At 68.8% G+C, this 16,879-nt stretch carries 17 protein-coding genes and 1 tRNA gene; 10 read left to right on the forward strand and 8 right to left on the reverse strand.

Annotation, left to right across the window (positions count from 1 at the left end):
• Positions 1-14: 14 nt before the first annotated feature.
• On the reverse strand, positions 15-257 hold the full coding sequence (locus tag M1L36_RS10280; protein ID WP_250873650.1) for a DUF8028 family protein: 243 nt from the start codon (positions 255-257) through the stop codon (positions 15-17).
• Between the two features lie 288 nt (positions 258-545).
• Positions 546-989 (reverse strand): DUF8009 family protein, encoded by a 444-nt coding sequence (locus M1L36_RS10285; RefSeq protein WP_250873651.1) that lies wholly within the window; start codon positions 987-989, stop codon positions 546-548.
• Positions 990-1,119: 130 nt separating this feature from the next.
• Here M1L36_RS10285 and M1L36_RS10290 point away from each other — a divergent pair, with 130 nt between their 5' ends.
• Entirely contained in the window at positions 1,120-2,169 is a 1,050-nt protein-coding gene (locus tag M1L36_RS10290; RefSeq protein ID WP_250873652.1) for a S66 family peptidase, read from the forward strand.
• A gap of 180 nt (positions 2,170-2,349) precedes the next feature.
• Positions 2,350-3,834 (forward strand): right-handed parallel beta-helix repeat-containing protein, encoded by a 1,485-nt coding sequence (locus M1L36_RS10295; RefSeq protein ID WP_250873653.1) that lies wholly within the window; start codon positions 2,350-2,352, stop codon positions 3,832-3,834.
• A gap of 96 nt (positions 3,835-3,930) precedes the next feature.
• Here the strand turns inward: M1L36_RS10295 and M1L36_RS10300 are convergent, their stop codons facing one another.
• Positions 3,931-4,845: a mechanosensitive ion channel family protein gene (locus M1L36_RS10300; RefSeq protein WP_250873654.1), complete on the reverse strand. Its 915-nt coding sequence runs from the start codon at positions 4,843-4,845 to the stop codon at positions 3,931-3,933.
• Positions 4,846-5,055: 210 nt separating this feature from the next.
• Here M1L36_RS10300 and M1L36_RS10305 point away from each other — a divergent pair, with 210 nt between their 5' ends.
• Positions 5,056-5,754 (forward strand): DUF7504 family protein, encoded by a 699-nt coding sequence (locus tag M1L36_RS10305; protein ID WP_250873655.1) that lies wholly within the window; start codon positions 5,056-5,058, stop codon positions 5,752-5,754.
• Between the two features lie 21 nt (positions 5,755-5,775).
• The gene (locus M1L36_RS10310; protein WP_250873656.1) at positions 5,776-7,893 is read left to right on the forward strand and encodes a CHAT domain-containing protein; all 2,118 of its coding nucleotides are present in this window, start codon (positions 5,776-5,778) and stop codon (positions 7,891-7,893) included.
• Between the two features lies 1 nt (position 7,894).
• Here the strand turns inward: M1L36_RS10310 and M1L36_RS10315 are convergent, their stop codons facing one another.
• Positions 7,895-8,026, reverse strand: a complete 132-nt coding sequence (locus tag M1L36_RS10315) for a DUF7503 family protein (protein WP_439954815.1) — start codon at positions 8,024-8,026, stop codon at positions 7,895-7,897.
• 287 nt (positions 8,027-8,313) lie between these two features.
• Between M1L36_RS10315 and M1L36_RS10320 the strand changes: the two genes are divergently transcribed.
• A complete protein-coding gene (locus tag M1L36_RS10320) occupies positions 8,314-8,715 on the forward strand; it encodes a hypothetical protein (protein WP_250873657.1) in 402 nt (133 codons plus the stop codon).
• Positions 8,716-8,766: 51 nt separating this feature from the next.
• Here the strand turns inward: M1L36_RS10320 and M1L36_RS10325 are convergent.
• Positions 8,767-8,906 (reverse strand) — tRNA-Met (locus M1L36_RS10325).
• Positions 8,907-8,989: 83 nt separating this feature from the next.
• Here M1L36_RS10325 and M1L36_RS10330 point away from each other — a divergent pair.
• On the forward strand, positions 8,990-9,931 hold the full coding sequence (locus M1L36_RS10330; RefSeq protein ID WP_250873658.1) for a DUF7115 domain-containing protein: 942 nt from the start codon (positions 8,990-8,992) through the stop codon (positions 9,929-9,931).
• A gap of 43 nt (positions 9,932-9,974) precedes the next feature.
• Here M1L36_RS10330 and M1L36_RS10335 read toward each other — a convergent pair whose 3' ends face one another.
• Complete coding sequence (locus M1L36_RS10335; protein WP_250873659.1) at positions 9,975-10,334, reverse strand: DUF5830 family protein; 360 nt, start codon at positions 10,332-10,334, stop codon at positions 9,975-9,977.
• Positions 10,335-10,463: 129 nt separating this feature from the next.
• Here M1L36_RS10335 and M1L36_RS10340 point away from each other — a divergent pair, with 129 nt between their 5' ends.
• The gene (locus M1L36_RS10340; RefSeq protein WP_250873660.1) at positions 10,464-11,120 is read left to right on the forward strand and encodes a VTT domain-containing protein; all 657 of its coding nucleotides are present in this window, start codon (positions 10,464-10,466) and stop codon (positions 11,118-11,120) included.
• Between the two features lie 51 nt (positions 11,121-11,171).
• On the opposite strand, the gene M1L36_RS10345 is transcribed toward M1L36_RS10340, so the two are convergent.
• A complete protein-coding gene (locus M1L36_RS10345) occupies positions 11,172-11,318 on the reverse strand; it encodes an HVO_2523 family zinc finger protein (protein WP_250873661.1) in 147 nt (48 codons plus the stop codon).
• Between the two features lie 101 nt (positions 11,319-11,419).
• Here M1L36_RS10345 and M1L36_RS10350 point away from each other — a divergent pair, with 101 nt between their 5' ends.
• From M1L36_RS10350 to M1L36_RS10360, 3 genes are all read left to right on the forward strand, one after another.
• Positions 11,420-12,907 (forward strand): molybdopterin-dependent oxidoreductase, encoded by a 1,488-nt coding sequence (locus tag M1L36_RS10350; RefSeq protein ID WP_250873662.1) that lies wholly within the window; start codon positions 11,420-11,422, stop codon positions 12,905-12,907.
• A 64-nt stretch (positions 12,908-12,971) separates the two neighbouring features.
• On the forward strand, positions 12,972-13,244 hold the full coding sequence (locus tag M1L36_RS10355; RefSeq protein ID WP_250873663.1) for an ArsR/SmtB family transcription factor: 273 nt from the start codon (positions 12,972-12,974) through the stop codon (positions 13,242-13,244).
• Positions 13,244-13,543 carry a DUF8036 family membrane protein gene (locus M1L36_RS10360; protein ID WP_250873664.1) on the forward strand — a complete coding sequence of 100 codons (300 nt, stop codon included), beginning with the start codon at positions 13,244-13,246 and terminating at the stop codon, positions 13,541-13,543. The genes M1L36_RS10355 and M1L36_RS10360 overlap by 1 nt, the downstream gene beginning before the upstream one ends.
• Positions 13,544-13,651: 108 nt before the next feature.
• Here M1L36_RS10360 and M1L36_RS10365 read toward each other — a convergent pair whose 3' ends face one another.
• Positions 13,652-16,768, reverse strand: a complete 3,117-nt coding sequence (locus tag M1L36_RS10365) for an adenosylcobalamin-dependent ribonucleoside-diphosphate reductase (protein WP_250873665.1) — start codon at positions 16,766-16,768, stop codon at positions 13,652-13,654.
• Positions 16,769-16,879 lie beyond the last annotated feature (111 nt).

The raw sequence follows: 16,879 nt of genomic DNA on the forward strand, positions 1-16,879 counted from the left end.
AGGGGTGACGGGCGTCAGTCGTCGCGGTGGGCGTGACCGACGACGAGACACAGCGCGTTCAGCGCGAGGAGGCCGCCGAACGCGCTCAGTCGGGTCGTGGTGTGGAGACCGGCCACGAGCATCGGGAGGTAACAGAACGGGAGCGCCACCGCCAGCCAGAAGGCGACGGCGGCGACCGTCTGCTGGGTCGTTCGCGCGAGACGAGTGGGGAGGGAGGGGGCGGTCGTTCGGTCGGAACGGAGGGTTTTCGTTGACATACGGGGACGACGTTCTCACCTCATCCTACGGGGGCTTATACCCGTCAGAGCTTTCATCGGGTTTCGTGACCTTTCACCCCGGATGAACTCGGTGCTCGGACGTTTTATCGAGCCACGAGAGACGGTTAGAACTTTTATCGAGCCGTCTCGTCGTTCGCTACCGGAACGCTGTGTCGGGCGTCGAGTCGCCGCGCGAACGACGGTGTTCGAGGTCCGGAGCGCTCTATCGCCCGCCGGAGTCGACCGGTCGCGAACCGAGACGAGCACCCGCCCAGCGGTCACCGGAGGTCAGTCGAGCCAACCGATGCGGACGCGCCGCGTCCCGTCGGCCGTCCGGACGCGGGCCTCTTCGCGGCGATGGCGGCGAATTGCGCGTCGCCAGGCCGCGACGGCCGTCGCGTGGTAGTCGTGGTGGGCGTCCGTCGAGAACGGACGGTCGCCGGCGCGCAGGCGGTCCTCGGTGTCGGCGGGCGTCGGGTACGGTGGCGCGTCGGCGTCGAACAGCGCCCAGGGGTCGAGGTGGACAGCGTGGGGATCCCGGACCGTCCACCCGTCCGCACCGCCCGGTGGGTCGCTGCGCTCGGGTGTCGCGACGTGGAGGCGCGCACGCATCCGGCCGTGGAACGGCGGCGTCGCACGCAACACGACCGGCCGACCCGCCCGCCGCGCCTCCGCGGCGCTGACGACGTCGTCGAACGTCACCACGAGCGACCGGACGGCGCTGGGGTCCACGGGTCCAGACGCGCCCCCGAGTGGCTTAACGACGGCGGCGCGAGCGACGGAGCCACCGCACTAGGACGAAGCGTGTCACGGCAGCCCACGGCGACGGAACGCTCTTACGGGCGGCGGCCGGCGCGCCGGTATGGAGTTCCTCACCCCGCCGTCGCTCTCCCCGGGGGACCGCGTCGCCGTCGTCGCTCCCTCCAGTGGCGGCGCACGGGCCGCCCCGCACGTCCTCTCGCTGGCGCTCGACCGATTGCGCGACCGGTTCGACCTCGACCCGGTCGTCCACCCGACCGCCCGGCAGGGCGACGCGTTCCTCCGGGCCCACCCGCGGGCGCGGGCGGCGGCCATCCACGAGGCGTTTCGCGACCCCGAGGTTCGAGGCGTGTTCGCCACCATCGGCGGCGACGACCAACTGCGCGTCCTTCGTCACCTCGACCCCGAGGTCCTGCGGGCGAACCCCACGCGCTTCTACGGGATGAGCGACAACACGAACCTCCAGTTGCTCCTCTGGCGGGCGGGCGTCGTCTCGTACAACGGCGGCCAACTGCTGAATCAGGTCGGGACGCCCGGCCGACTCCCCGCGTTCAGCGAACGCTACCTCCGCCGGGCACTGTTCGAGGAGACGCTCGGTGACCTCGACAGCGCCCCGCGCTGGACCGACGACACCATCGAGTGGACGAACGACGACTACGCCGAGACGACCCCCGAGTACGAACCAGCGCCGGGGTGGACGTGGGCCGGCGGTGACGAGAGCGTCACCGGGCGCGTCTGGGGTGGCTGTCTCGCCATCGTCGACTGGCACCTCGCGACCGACCGCTACCTGCCCGCTCCCGAGCGCCTCGACGGAGCCATCCTCGCCATCGAGACGTCCGAGGAACGCCCGAGCGCCGACGAGGTTCGCCGGACGCTGATGTGCATGGGCGAGCGCGGTCTGCTCTCGCGGTTCGACGCGGTGGTCGTCGGTCGCCCCCAGACGCGCAACCGGTTCGAACGCCCCGGTGAAGCGGCCCGCGAACGGTACCGCCGCGACCAGCGCGAGGCCGTCTTGGGCCAACTCGACCGGTACAACCCCGACGCGCCGGTCGTCTTCGACCTCGACTTCGGCCACACCAACCCGACGGTCCCCCTCCCGGTCGGCGGGCGCGTCGAACTCGACCCCGCCGCGGAGACGATACGGTTCGGCTGAGGTCGAGTCGCAGCCACCAGCGGCCCCGGTTCTCGTCAACCCGGCAACCGTTGCCGGTGAAACGGCAGGAGGGAACCGCCGTCATAGGCACCCCCACACCGTCCGTTCCGGTTCCGTTTCGTCCGGCGTTGACAGCTAAACGGCTGTGTAACGAAGCCCTTGCTCGGTGGAGTGCCGACGATGACAGCATCGCACAGGCACCGCGTCGCCACCGTGGCGCTCGTGGTCGCCCTCATCGCGGTTCCCGCCGCCTCGGCCGCCGTGGCCGCCCAGTCGAGCGGCGACATCGACTCCTGTACGACCATCGACCAGTCCGGCACGTACACGCTCACCGGCGACGTCGGCGCGAACGCGTCGGGCCAGGCGTGTCTCACCATCGCCGCGAGCGACGTGACGCTCGACGGGAACGGTAACGCCATCGAGAACACTGGTGGCGAGGCCGACACCGGCGTCCTCGTCCGCGGGCAGAACGCGGTCGTCCGCGACGTCACCGTCTCCGGGTGGGTCGACGGGGTCCGCCTCGTCGACGCCTACGCCGCGAGCGTCGAGGGTGCGACGCTGACCGGCAACCAGAACGGCGTCAGCCTCGACCGGACCGCCGACGCGACGGTCACGGACACCGCGCTGACCGGCAACGACGTCGGTCTCGGCGCGAGTGACAGCGGCGTCACACTCAGTAACGTCGACGTGACGAGCAACGCCGTCGGCGTCCAGGCGCTGTACGCGAACGTCGGCGTCGAGCGCAGCACCGTCTCGAACAACGACGGGAACGGTATCAGCGTCGACTCGGGCACCTCCGTCAGCGTCGACCGCACGGCCGTCGAGAACAACGGTAACCACGGCGTCCGCGTCGTCTCCGTCGACTCCGCGACGATTCGCTACAGCGTCTTCGGAGGCAACGGTGGCGACGGCGTCCACGCCGAAGGTGGACAGGTCGACGCCCGCGAGAACTGGTGGGGCGCGGAGAACGGCCCCTCCGGGAACGTCGAAGACCCTGCGACCGGTCGCCTCGCCGACGGCGACGGTGACAGCGTGAGCGAAGGGCAGACCGCGGGCGTCTCGAACGTCCGGTTCGACCCGTACTACGTCACCGACCCGCAGACCGGCGACGGCACGCTCGTCGGCGAGGAACCGACCGAGACGCCGACCCCGGAACCGACCGAGGAGCCCACAGAGGAACCGACTGAAGAGCCGACCGACCAGCCCACTGCCGAACCGACCGACACCGAGGACGGTGCCGGCGACGACGGTGACGCTGGCACCGGCGACGACGACGCCGGGACTGGTGACGACGATGCAGGAACCGGTGACGGCGACGCCGGTGGCTCGGACACCGTGACGACGACCGACGACTCGGACGACGCAACGAGCGACCCGACGACGACCGATTCGTCGGCGACCGACGGTGACGACACGACCACGAGCGACACGTCCGCGACGACCGACGACTCGGCGACCACGACGAGCGAGAACGGCACCGACGCGGCCGCCGGACCCGCCGCTCCGGTCAACGACACCGAGGCGACGGCCGGCGAGAACGGAACGCTGACCAGTCGCGTCGTCGGTGGCGAGACGACGACGTCGAGCGGGAGCGGTCCCGGCTTCGGCGTCGCCGCCGCACTGGTCGCGCTCGGAGCGAGCGCCCTCCTCGCGCGACGGTACTGACCCGACCACGCGACCGCGACACACGTTTTCGACAACACCGACGACGAGCGCGTGCGCTGTCGGCGACCGGCGACACCAGAAGACGAAGACCGCGGTTCAGTCGTCCGCGGACTGGGAGATGCGCTGGGTCGCGAGTTCGCCGTCGAGGTCGACGTCGAGGCCGCCGACGACCTCCACGTAGGGGTACGGCATGTCGATTCCCTCGGCGTCACAGCGCTCTTTGACCGCCTGGACGAAGTCCGAACGGATGGCCGTGAACCCCGAGCGAGAGGGGTTGCCCATCCAGAAGCGCGTCTGGAGACCGACGTAGGAGTCGGCGAGTTCGGTGACGCGCACGTCGGGTGCGGGGTCGCTCAGGATCTCGTCTTGCTTGCTCGCCTCGTCGAGGATGACTCGCTTCGCGTGGTCGATGTCGTCCTCGTAGCCGATGCCGAAGACGAACTTCTGGCGGAGCGTGTCGTAGGCGACGGGGTTCTTCAACGGGTTGTTGGCGAGTTCGGAGTTCGGGACGGTGATCTTCTCGTTGTCGAACGTCTTGACCGTCGTCACTCGGAGGTCGATGTCGACGACACGGCCGACGACGTCGTCCTGTTCGATCCAGTCGCCCACCTCGAACGGTTTGTCCTTGAGGATGAAGATGCCCGCGACGAAGTTGCTCATGAGGTCCTGTGCGGCGAAGCCGACGGCGAGCGCGAGCGCACCGCCGAGGGTGGCGAACGCCGCGAGGAACGCCCCGAACCCCGCGAGCGTCAGCGCGATAGCGAGCGCCGCGAACAGCGCGAGCGCCCCGAGCACGCCGTCGGCGAGGCTCCGGATGGTCTCGTTGTACCCGCGAGCCTTCATCGCCCGCTTGACGAGCGGGACGGCGATCAGTCGCCCGAGGAGGTAGACGACGACGAACGCGACGACGAACGTCGCGACCGCCGCGAGCACCCCGGGGTACGCTTCGAGGAGTCCCTCGAAGTCCTGTGGAATCACCGGTTCGTCCTGCAAGAGGAGGGTCGGTGTCATCCGCACACCACCCCGTCGGCCACCGTCGCGGGAGTGTGGTCGACCCGGCCGTTGCGACAACCGCGCACACCTGTCGTCAGCATGTGGTGACACTCCACTCACGGCAGTGGTATAAATCCAGACGCGGAGAGACGGGAGAGCCACCCGGAGCGGCGGGTTCTGGCCCGTGTCTGACGTTAGTTATTTACTACTCACCGTTGGATTAAGTGCGTGGACGATACGACACGAGGGGGCGACGGTGGGTCGCCGCGGTTCGCCGCGGCGCTCCGTCGCCTCAAGCGTGAGGGGGCCCGACTGCTCGTCACCGGGGAGGTGAACGCGGCGGTCCACGCACGACAGACCCGTCTCCTCCTCGGGTCGCCGCGCGAGGAGCGCGTTCGCGTCCTCGCGCTCGTCGGCGGCTCGTCCCCGTCCCGGTTCCTCCCCGACGGTGTCGCCCCGACGGACGACGACGTCGCGGTCGTCACCCACGGTGACACCCGTTCGACCGCCGCCGACGTCTCCTCTACGGACGCCGACGTCTCCCCCTCCTCGGCAGGTGAGTTCCCGACCGACCGTCTCGACGGGTTCTCCGCCGCGGTGCAGTCCGCCGTCGACTGCCAGCGAACGGTACACGGACCGCTGTCCCCGGCCGAACTCCGTGTCGGCGTGGTCGGGGCGGGTGGACTGCTCGACGGTACGGGCGTCGACCGGGTCACACGGACCCTCGACGCGCTCGGAGAGTGCGTCGTCGACCGTCGCGGGATGTTCCACTGTCACGTCTCCGGGCCGGTCGACGCCCCCGAGACCGCCGCGCTCGGCGCAGCGTTCGACGCCCGCATCGACCTCCGGCAGCGCGACGGCCTCCCACCCGAACAGCGCTGGACGCTCCCGGCGCTCGACGAGTCGAGCGAGTGGATGTTGTTATAATCGCCCAGTCGAATAGCCAGTGTGAGCGCTCGTTACCTGACCATCGCCGCCATCGACGACCCCGTCGGTGTCGAGATCGCCGACGACATCCAGGGAGTCACCACGCGCCTGGAGACGGCGACCCCGGTCAGTCCCGAGCCGACAGAACCCGACAACTTCGTCTTCCCCGTCGACGTGGCGGCGCGTCTCGACACGACCGCCCTCCGTATCCCACAGCACGTCAACCTCATCGTCCGGACGATGGACGGGCGGGTCGTCGCCGAGGGGGCCAACCGCAACGAGATGCGCGTCCCCGACGGCGAGTACGTCGTCGAGATAACGTCACTGGCCGTCAAGACCTACCTCGCCGTCGAGGGGTCGCTCCGGTCGACGACCGACGACGTGGGCCGCCGACTACTGCTCGATGACACCGACGACGTCCGTCTCGGCGTGCGCTCGATGCACGAGTTCCCCGCGACGACGGTGACGACGACCGACCGACCCGCTGACCTCGCCCGAGCGCTCTCCTGTCTCGGGTCGGCGCTGAAGACGGACTCGCCCGAGCGGTCGTGGCCGACGCTCCGTGGGCACCCGCCGTTGCTCGAACTCGGCGACGACTTCGACGCGCCGCCGGGGTTCGAACGGACCGACGGGCCGATTCGCATCGAGGTGCCCCCGAACGTCGGGTTCCTGTTCCCGGTCGCGCCGCTGGCGTACTACCTCGGTGCGCAGGTGATGCTCGGCGACCGCCCCAGACTCGTCGCCGGCGGCGAGTCCTACCCGCTCGACGCCGCCGACGGGTTCGAACGGACCGTCCACCGGACGCTCGAACGGCTGTTCACGCTGGACTGTATCGTCCGGACCGAAGGGCTCTACCCCGTCGACCTCGACGCCCGCAGTCGCGTCGAAGCCGACCTCCCGTTCGACCCGGCGGCGCTGTACGACGCCTCGCTCGTCGAGCAGGTGCGAACCTTCCTCGACACCCCACACCGCGTCGTCGAGCCGGTGATCCCGACGTGGAAGTCGACGGTCGACCTCGCGCCGACGGCCGAGAACCTCGTCCACGTCCCGTTCGCTGCCGCCGACCTCGCGCGGGTCCGCTGTCCTCGACCGGCGACCGCCGACGCCACGACCGAGCCGCTGGCGGCCATCGAGGACTTCTACCGCGCCGACGGGGGAGTCGTCCGCGGCGTGACCCGGCAGCCGGAGTCGCCGGACCCGCCGACGTCGCCGTTCGGCGAGGACGTCACCGTCGTCCAGCCCGAGCCGACGGACACCATCGAACACGTCTGGGTCGGCGACGGCGTCCCGATGGGGGCGTCGAAGCCGACGCTCGAGGCGTGCAAGCGCCGTCTCGAAGCCCAGCCCAGCGGTGCCATCGAGGTGGCTGTCGTCTCGAACTCCCCCGAGATGCGCGCCGAACTCGACGTCCGGGACCTCTACGGGTTGCGCGAACTGGTCGCGTTCGACATCGACATCTACGAGGACCTCACCGGGACCGAGTTGGCGTCCGTGCTCGCCGACGACTACGACTTCGTCCACTACGTCGGCCACGTCGACGGCGACGGGATGCAGTGCGCCGACGGCCCGCTGGACGCGACGACGCTCGACACCGTCGGTGCGCGCGCGTTCGTCCTCAACGCGTGTCGCTCCTACGAGCAGGGGGTGGAACTCGTCGAGAAGGGAGCGACGGCGGGCGTCGTCACGCTCGCGGAGGTCGCTAACGAACCGGCGACCCGGGTCGGCCGGACGCTGGCGCGCCTGCTCAACGCCGGGTTCTCGATGGCCGGCGCGCTCGACATCCTCCGGAAGGACTCCATTACCGGGCGACAGTACACCGTGGTCGGGGACGCACAGGTCCAGATCGCGAGCAGCAGGGGCGGGACACCCATCTACACGACGATAGCGGAGCGAGACTCCGAGTACCTCGCGTCGCTCTACGCGTACCCGACGTCTCGGACGAAACTCGGGTCGATATGCGTCCCGTACATCGCGGACAACGACACGTACTACCTCAACTCGGGTGCGGTCGGCGAGTTCCTCGTCGACGAGGACGAACTCCACGACTACCTGGGCCGGAGCCAACTTCCCGTGAGAATCGACGGTCGACTCCGGTGGCGCAACGAAGTCCTCGCGGAGATGCGAGAGAACGACCGCTGAACTACGGTCCGACGATGGTTCCAGCGGACGCTGCGGCCGACCCGGCCTGAGTCAGCATGAGCAGCATGGTGAACAGGACGCCGGCCATCTTTGGGTGCTCTGCAACGTAGGTCGAAACGGTCGAGTCGGACATGACAGTTGCACCCATGCGCCATGAAACAATCAATTTTACTGAATAGATTTTAGAAATTTAATCTTAAATTAATCTTGAAAGTTCCGACGGGTCGTCGAAACTCCACGACGGGGCGGCCGTCGAGTCCTTCGGCGCGCTGTCGCCCGTCGGCGGAGCCTGCCATCTGCCGGCGGCAACGTCATACGACGTGCGTGCGTCTGTCGTATTCCATCGATGACACCACATCACCACCACATCGAGTGCGGGACGGGACGAGGTCGAGCCACGACGGACGGCGGTGAGCGGCGGTGACGGTGCTCCAGTCCGTCCTCCAGGCCGGCGGCGAGGCCGACCTGGCGAACACGCTCGTCGCGTTCACCATCAACCTGGTCGTCGGGACGGGAGCCATCCACCTCGGCGCGTTGCTGGTCGTCGACGTCGACACCGGCTACGGCCGGGCGGCGCTCACGGCGCTCCTCGGGGCGCTCGCGTGGGCGGCCATCCTGTTCTTCCTCCCGGCGGTGCCGGTGCTGGCCCCGCTGCTCGGTCTCGTCGTCTGGGTCACGCTCATCAACTGGCTGTACCCCGGAAACTGGGTCACCGCGGCGGCCATCGGCGTCGTCGCGTGGTTCGTCGCCGTCGTCCTGCTGTGGGTGCTGGCGTCGGCCGGCCTCGTCGGCGTCGAGGCGCTGGGCGTCCCCGGTGCCTGAGTCGCTCGGAGAGACGACGCTGGCGCTCCGCGAGGAGTCCCGAAAGAAGTATGGCCGGGGTGGGCTCCGAACCCACGATCTCCGCATATCCCAGGTGTGAGGTCGGCGAAGACCTCACGGGATGCAGGCAAGTTGCCGCGCGAGTGTGAACCCTATGAGTGCGGCGCTATGTCCAGCTAAGCCACCCGGCCGCATCTGCTGATTTCGCGGTTTCGCACTTGACTCTTCTCATCTTCTCCCGGGGTTTTATGAGACGATAGACAGACCGCGTGGCATGGAAACCCCCAGCCTGCTCGCGTCGGCGGTGGCCGACGACCCCGTCGAGGCGGCCGTGCCGCTCGGCGGCGACGACCGCCTCGTCGTCACGCCCTCGCGAACGTACGTCTACCGCGCGGAGGGGCTGTTGCGCGACGAGGCCGTCGAGACCATCGGTCACGACGTCGACCGCGTCGCGGTCACCGAGGGCCGGCGCAAGACGACCATCACGACGAGCACGATGGCCGGCGAGGAGGAGTTCACCGTCCCCACCAAGCGCCTCGACGACGTGCTCGCGCCGCTGTTGAGCGGCGTCCTCCGCGAGACGGGCGAGACGGCGGACGGCGAGGCCGTGCTGGCGGTCTACCGGTTCAGCGAACTCACCCTCGTCGTCACCGAAGGGCGGGTCGTCAAGCACGTCGGAACCGCGCTGTGGGACGCCGAGTACGAGTCGTTCCCGTTCGCGGACGTGACGGACTTCGACGTCGAGGAGGGGAGCGTCGCGACCCAACTCGTCCTCACCGTCGGCGGGCGACCCCAGCGGGTCAAAGCCCCCAGCGAACGCGCCGGCGAGGTCAGACAGACCCTCCAGCGCGCGCTGCTCGACTACCACGGCGTGAACTCCCTGGCCGCGTTGCGAGCCCAGACCGCCGACGAGGACGACGGGGACGAGGCGGTCACCGCGGACGAAGCGACGGCCACGACGCCCGACGACGAGCCGACCCGAACGGTCGCACCGCTGCTCGACGACGCCGCGGAGGACGAGAGCACCACGAGCGCTTCGACGGCAGCCCCGACGACCGGGACGACCGGGACGGCCGACGAGACTCCGGCCGCCCCCGACGAGGTGCTCCAGCGTCTCGACGCGTTGGAGGCGACCGTCGACCACCAGACCGACCTCATCGAACGCCAGCAGGAGACCCTCCAGGTGCTCATCGAGGAGTTGCGACAGGGTCGCTGAGGTCGAGGAGGCACGGTGGCTGGGCTCTCGGCCGGTCACCGCGTCAGGACTCTCGACCGGTCACCTTCCGGATGCACGACGAGCCGAACGGCCCGTGCTCGCCCGCCTGGAGGCGCATGAAGTAGCCCGTCGAGATGGACGCCCCACAGCGCTTACACTGGAAGTCGCCCTGTTTCTCGACGACCTCGCTCTGGAACGAGAGGAAGCTCCCCCCGTTCGGGCGGATGATGCCGTCCTCGCGGTCGATGACGCCGCGCTTCTCGGCGGTGTCGAGGATGGTCCGCGTCGTGGTCGGGTTGCTGGTGATGGTCTCGAGACGGTCGACGGCGTCGGCGAGCGACAGCTCCTCGTGTTCGAGGCGTTCGAGCAGTTGGACACCGAGTTCGACCGTCTCGTCGCTCACGCCCGGCGCTACAGAGTGTGAGGGCTTAAACGGTACGCCACGACGGGAGAGAGGCGACCGAAACGGGGCCGACGGACCCATCACTCCGACGACCAGAAGGGACTTACCGCGTCCGTGGAACCCGATGGTATGGAACGCGCGACGCGACGACAGCTGAGCGGACTGGCGCTCGCGGTCGGTGTCGTCGCCGTCGCCTCGCTGGCCGTCTCGCCCGAGCGCGTCCTCCGGGCGATGGCGGCCGTCGCCGCCGACCCGCTCGTGTTCGCGGGGGTGGTGCTCGGCGCGGCGCTCCTCCGGCCGGTCGTCGCCTGGCCGATGACGCCCCTGGTCGGCGTCGTCGGCTACGTCCTCGGCGTGACGCCGCTCGCACTCGCGCTGGGGCTGGCCGTCGCCACCGGCACCGCCGCCATCCCGTACCTCCTCGCGCGTCGCTACCGACCCAGCGAGGGGGTGTTGGGCTGGCTGGCGGACGCCGGCGCGGACTGCTTCGAGACGGCCGGCGACACCCGCGGCGTCGTCGCCGCCCGCCTCGCGCCGCTGCCGACCGACGTGGTCTCGTACGGCGCGGGCCTCTCGAACGTCTCGGCTCGACCGTACGTCCTCGGGACCGCACTCGGGGAAGCGCCGTGGGTCGTCGCCGCACTCCTCGCGGGCAGTTCGATGGAGACGCTGACGACCGAGGGACTGTCCGCGGGGCTCCCCCTCGTCGTCGCCGGACTCGCCGTCGGATCGCTGCTCCTCAGCGGCCCGCTGTACCGACAGCTCTCGACGGGGACGGTGGAGTAGACCGAAGAACTCGGAGGGCCGACGACGGGAACAGACCGGGCGACGTGGTACTCAGACGAACGGGTCCGAGCAGTCGACGACGACGCCGTGGTTCGGACAGACGTACTTGCAGTGGCGCTTGTACATCGACGCCTCGCAGTAGGGACACGGCCGCCCTCGACGCTCGGGACGGTCGGGGTGCTCGTCCGACTCGCTCATGCGCATCGGTTCGTCGCCGACCGCTTCACCGTTGGGATTCGGGAGAGATTCTAGAACCAGTTCGGACAACCCGTTTACCCGCGGTTCGTCTCCGGTCGCGTATGGACAGCTATCGAACACGCGCACGGACGGCGCTCCCGGCGGTCGGCGTCGCGCTGGCGGCGGGCGTCGCCGCGGTCGCGGGGTCGTACGCCGTCGCCGGGTCGACCACCGGCTACGTCGTCGCCCCCGTCGAGTCGGGCCTCTCGCGGGCGATGCCCGGAGCGGTCGTCACGTTCGCCATCACCGTCCTCGGCAGTCTCGGGCAGCAGTTGAGCCTGCTCACGGCGACGCTGCTCGTCGTCGGCGTCGTCGCCAGCGTCGCCCTCGCCGGCGTGGTCGTCGCCCGACGCGCACCACCCCTGGTCGGGGCCGTCGGTGCGGGCGTCGTCGTCGGCGCACTCGCCCTCCTCGTGACGGGCGAACCACTGGCGGCGCTCGGTGCCGGGACGCCGGTGGTCGTCGTCCTCGATGCGGTCGACCTGTTCGGGCGGCGGGTCGCCGACGCCGGGACGCGCGTCGACCCCGGCCGCCGGAGCGCGCTCGGTACGCTCGCCGCGGCGTTCGCCTTCGGCGTGCTGGGCATCGACGTCGGCAGTCGCCTCGGCGACGAGTCGGGCGGGGCGGCCGCCCCGGCACCCCAGCGCGCCGACACCCAGCGCCTCCTCGCGCAGGCCAGCGAGCAGTCCCTCGACGTCGAGGGCCTCGAACCGCTGGTGAGCGACTCGTTCTACCAGGTCGACATCAACGCCGTCGACCCGTCGGTCGACGCCGACTCGTGGTCGATGGCCGTCACCGGGAACGTCGACCGCGAGGTGACCTACAGCTACGACGACCTGCGCGCGATGGAGTCCCGGCCGGAGTTCGTCACGCTACGCTGTGTCGGCGAGTCGCTCAACGGCAAGAAGATGGACACCGCGCTGTGGGAGACAGTACCCGTCGCCCCCCTGCTGGACGAGGCGGGGGTCGGCGACGCGAACTGCTGTGTGATGGCTCGCGCCGCGGACGGCTTCTACGAGGAGTTCCCGCTGTCGGTGCTCCGCACCGCCCGCATCGCCTACGGGATGAACGGCGAGGCACTGCCTCGCGCGCACGGCGCGCCCGCCCGCCTGCTCGTCCCCGGCCACTGGGGGGAGATCAACGTCAAGTGGCTCACCGAACTCGAGATTCTGACCGAGGAGGTCGACGGCTACTGGGAGGAACGCGGCTGGCACGGCACCGGTCCGGTAAACACCGTCGCGAAACTCCACGTCCTCGACCAACGCGAGGGGAGCGTCGTGGTGGCGGGCCACGCCTACGCCGGGACGCGGGGCATCTCCCGCGTCGAAGTCTCGACCGACGGCGGTGAGACGTGGACCGACGCGGAGCTATCGGAGGAGTTGCCGGGCGAGGACGTCTGGCGACAGTGGGCCTACGAGTACGACCACCCCGATACGGAACACGAGGTCGTCGTCCGCGCGTACGACGGCGACGGGACCCGCCAACCCCAGGAGGAGCGTGAGGCGTTCCCCAGCGGCCCCTCGGGATGGGTGTCCCGGACGGTGTCGTGATGGTTCGCCGAGCAGTCTCGGCGACCGATGGAGTTACCACACCACACGAACCCCCTACTGACGGATGGAGAAGGCACTCTGGTACCTGCTCGTCGGGACGCGGGGCGGGGCGAACAGGGCGCGCATCATCCGCGCGCTCTCGGAGCGCCCGCGCAACGCCAACCAGCTCTCGGAGTGCCTCGACGTGGACTACAACACCGTCCGACACCACCTGGACATGCTACTAGAACACGACGTCGTCGAGACCGGCGGCGGTGAGTACGGCAAGCTGTACTTCCTCACCGACCGCTTCGAGCACCACCGCGAACAGTTCGAGACCATCGCGGAGCACCTCTGATGGCCGCCATGGGACCCTGGGTGATGGTCGCCAGCGCCCTCGCGACGGTCAACCTGCTCTTGCTGGGCGTGCTGACCGCCGTCTGGCTGCGCAACTACCGGACGTTCCGCTCGGGGATGGTCGCCGGTCTCGTCGCGTTCGGCGCGGTGATGCTCGTCGAGAACGCCGTCGCCATCTACTTCTTCTTCAGCATGCAGTCGCTGTACTCGATGGACCCCGGCGTCCAGCAGGTCGTCGCCGTGTTGCGCGGGCTACAGGCGCTCGCACTGGTGTTCCTGACCTACGTGACGGTGAAGTAGAGCCACCGAGGACACGGACGGCGGCCGGCGGTCGAGTGCGTATCGGAGAGTGAGAGTCGAAGAGCGTCGGAGAGAGACCGAAAGGGAGAGAGCGCCGTCTAGTTCAGCTTACGAGCACTCGGACCAGCCACACGACTGGCAGGTCTTACAGCCCTCGCTCATGTACAGCGACATCGAGCCACAGGTCGGACACTCGGGGCTCTCGCCCGCCGCGATGAGGTCCTGGGTGATGTCGGCGTTCTCGTCGGTCGCGGTGCCGTTCCCCGACTGAGGAGGCGTGTCGGCCTCCGCGGCCAGCCCACCGTCGGGTTCGGGGGCGTCCTCGCCCTCCGCGAGTTCCGTCAGGTTCTGCTGTTTGGGGTACGGCTTGTCGATCTCGTCGTCGAGGTAGCGGCGCATCGCCGTGCCGATGGCGTCGGGGATGGACTGGATCTGCTCGCCCTTGTCCCACGCGACCTTCGGGGAGCGCGTGCCCTGCAGTTCGTCGACGATCTCCTCGGGGTCGACGCCGGAGCGCAGCGCAGTCGATATGACCTTCGCCAGCGCCTCGGTGAAGGAGTTGGTGAACCCACCGGAGTGACCGATGTTCGCGAACAGTTCGAACGGCCGGCCGTGGTCGTCCTCGTTGATGTTGACGTACACCTTGCCGTAGCCGGTGTCGATGCGCTGGGTGACGCCGTGGAGCACGTCGGGGCGGGCCTGCTTCTCGGCGTAGTCCGGGGCGGCCGCGCCGCCGATGACGGCGTCGATTTCGGTGTCGAGCGCCGCACGGACGTTCTCGTCGTCGAGGAACCCGTCGAGACCACCGAACACCTCCTCGATCTGAGAGACGATGGCCGCGGCGGCCTCCTCCTCGTCTGCGAACTCGGCGTTGTCCGCACGCGTGGTGAGCACCTGCTTCGAGCGGGTGCCGTCGCGGTAGACGGTGACGCCCTTTCCACCGTGGTCGTAGATGTAGCGGTACACCTCGTCCATGTCCTCCTTACTGGCCGAGTTCGGGAAGTTACAGGTCTTCGAGATAGCGGAGTCGACGCCCTGCTGGCAGGCCGTCTGGACGCCCGCGTGGTCGATGCCCGAGAGGTCGGAGGTGACGACGAACAGTTCGCCGATGGCGTCGGGGACGGTCTCCAGCCCCGTCACGCCGTCGAACTCGTTGGTCGCCATCTGCTCTTGGGCCTCGCGCTTGGCGGCTTCGACGTCGATGTCGTTGGCCTCCAGCGTACGCAGGAAGTAGTCGTCGAACTCGACGAGCATCTCGTCGCCCTGCACGTCGTCGCTAACGTTCTTGTAGTACGCGACGTTGAAGATGGGCTCACAGCCACCCGTTGTGTTCCCGACCATCGAGGTCGTGCCCGTCGGGGCGATGGTGGTCGTGTTGTGGTTGCGCATCGGGTAGCCGTCGGCCCAGTCGTCTGCGGACTCGCCGGTCTGGTGTTCGAACCACTCGCGGTACTCCGTGGGGTTCGCGTACTTCGAGTCGTCCCAGTCCTCGAACGAGCCACGCGCTTCGGCGAGGTCGTGGGAGGCCGACTTCGAGTCGTGGTTGATCTGCATCATCAGCTGGCGGGCGACCTCGTTGCCCTCCTCGCTCCCGTAGCGGATGCCCAACTGGATGTAGAGCTGTGCCAGCCCCATGACGCCGAGACCGATCTTGCGCATCGCACGGACCTTCTCCTCGATCTTCTTCACCGGGAAGTCGCTCATCGTGACGACGTTCTCCAGGAAGCGCGTGCCGAGTTCGATGCGGCGGTCGAACTCGTCGGTGGCGATGGCCTCCTCCAGGAACGCCTCGACGGCGGCCTCGGTGTCACCGTCGAACTCCTCGCGGAAGACGCGCCAGTCGGGGGCGTCCTCGGCGACGATGGTCGAGAGGTTGATGTGCCCGAGGTTGCACGCCTCGTACTCCTCCAGCGGCTGTTCGCCACACGGGTTCGTCGCGAGGATGCGGTGGTCGGGGTGCTCCTCGACGTCGAAGGAGTGCTCCTTGTTGATGCGTTCGAGGTAGACGACGCCGGGTTCGCCGTTCTCGTGTGCGCCCGAGACGATGCGGTCCCAGAGCACGTCGGCGGGAATCGACATGACCTCGCCCGGTTCGATGTACTCGCCGAGACCGTAGCGGGAGTACATTTCCCTGGTCTCCTCGGTGGCGATGTGCGGTTCCTCGGTGCGCGGGTTCTCGAAGACGTACTCCTCGCCCTCGTACAGCGCGTCCATGAACCCGTCCGTCACGCCGACGGAGATGTTGAAGTTCGACAGGTGACCCTCGACGGCGTTGCGGAGGTGTTTGGGGACGCGACCGTCCTCGTCGATGAGGCCCCGTGCCTCTTCGAGCGCCTCGGAGAACGACGTGTAGGTGTAGTCGTCGGGGTCGTTGAGCCGTAGACAGTGTGCGAGGCTCACGTCTTTGTTCTTCGCGTGGATGAACTCGATGACGTCCGGGTGGCTGATGCGCATGACGCCCATCTGTGCGCCGCGGCGGGTGCCGCCCTGCGCGATGGTCTCGCACATCTGGTCGAACGTCCGCATGAACGTGATGGGGCCGCTGGCGATGCCACCGGTCGAACCGACGGCGTCGCCGAACGGACGGAGTCGCCAGAACGCGTAGCCCATCCCGCCGCCGGACTGGAACACCTCGGCGGCCTCCTTGGCGGTCTGGTGGATGTCGGTGAGGTCGTCCTCGGGCGAGTCGACGAAACAGGCGGAGAGCTGCTGGAGTTCGCCGCCCGCGTTCATCAGCGTCGGCGAGTTCGGGATGAACGAGAGTCGCGACATCGCCTCCTCGAACTCCTCGCGTACGTCCTCGACGTGTGTGCGGAGGTCGTCGTCGAGGTCGGGGACGACGGTGTCGTAGGCGAACTTCGAGACGTTGTAGACGGAGAGGTCGGTCTCGACGTCGTCCTCGACGGTCGTCCCGGCTCCGAACACTTCGGCGGCGAGTTCGTCGCGCCGGGGGTGGTCGGGCTTGAGCTGGTCGGGCGTGACGGTGACGGTCTCGTCGCGCTTGCCCGCCTCGAAGACGACCTCGGCGAGGGCGACGTTCTTGGCGACGCGCGGGAAGAGGTCCTCCTGGCTCTCGATCAGTTCGCCGTCTGCGTCGCGCTTGAGGTAGCGCGCGGGGAGGATGTTGTCGTAGGCGTTGCTCGTCATGCGGTCGGCGAGCGTCTCGCCGTCGGTGCGCTTGACGGGCAGGACGAGTTCGTCCGCGGTGAGGTCTGCCTCGCTCATAGCCCCTCCGTGGGGGTCGATGCTCGGGTCGTGGTGGTGGTGGGTCCAGTCATCGGTAACGACGAGTGCTTACCGTCCAGCAAGTTCAACCCATCGGGTCCGGAGATTTTG

Source organism: Halomarina rubra, from assembly GCF_023699475.1.
GTDB classification, from domain to species: domain Archaea; phylum Halobacteriota; class Halobacteria; order Halobacteriales; family Haloarculaceae; genus Halomarina; species Halomarina rubra.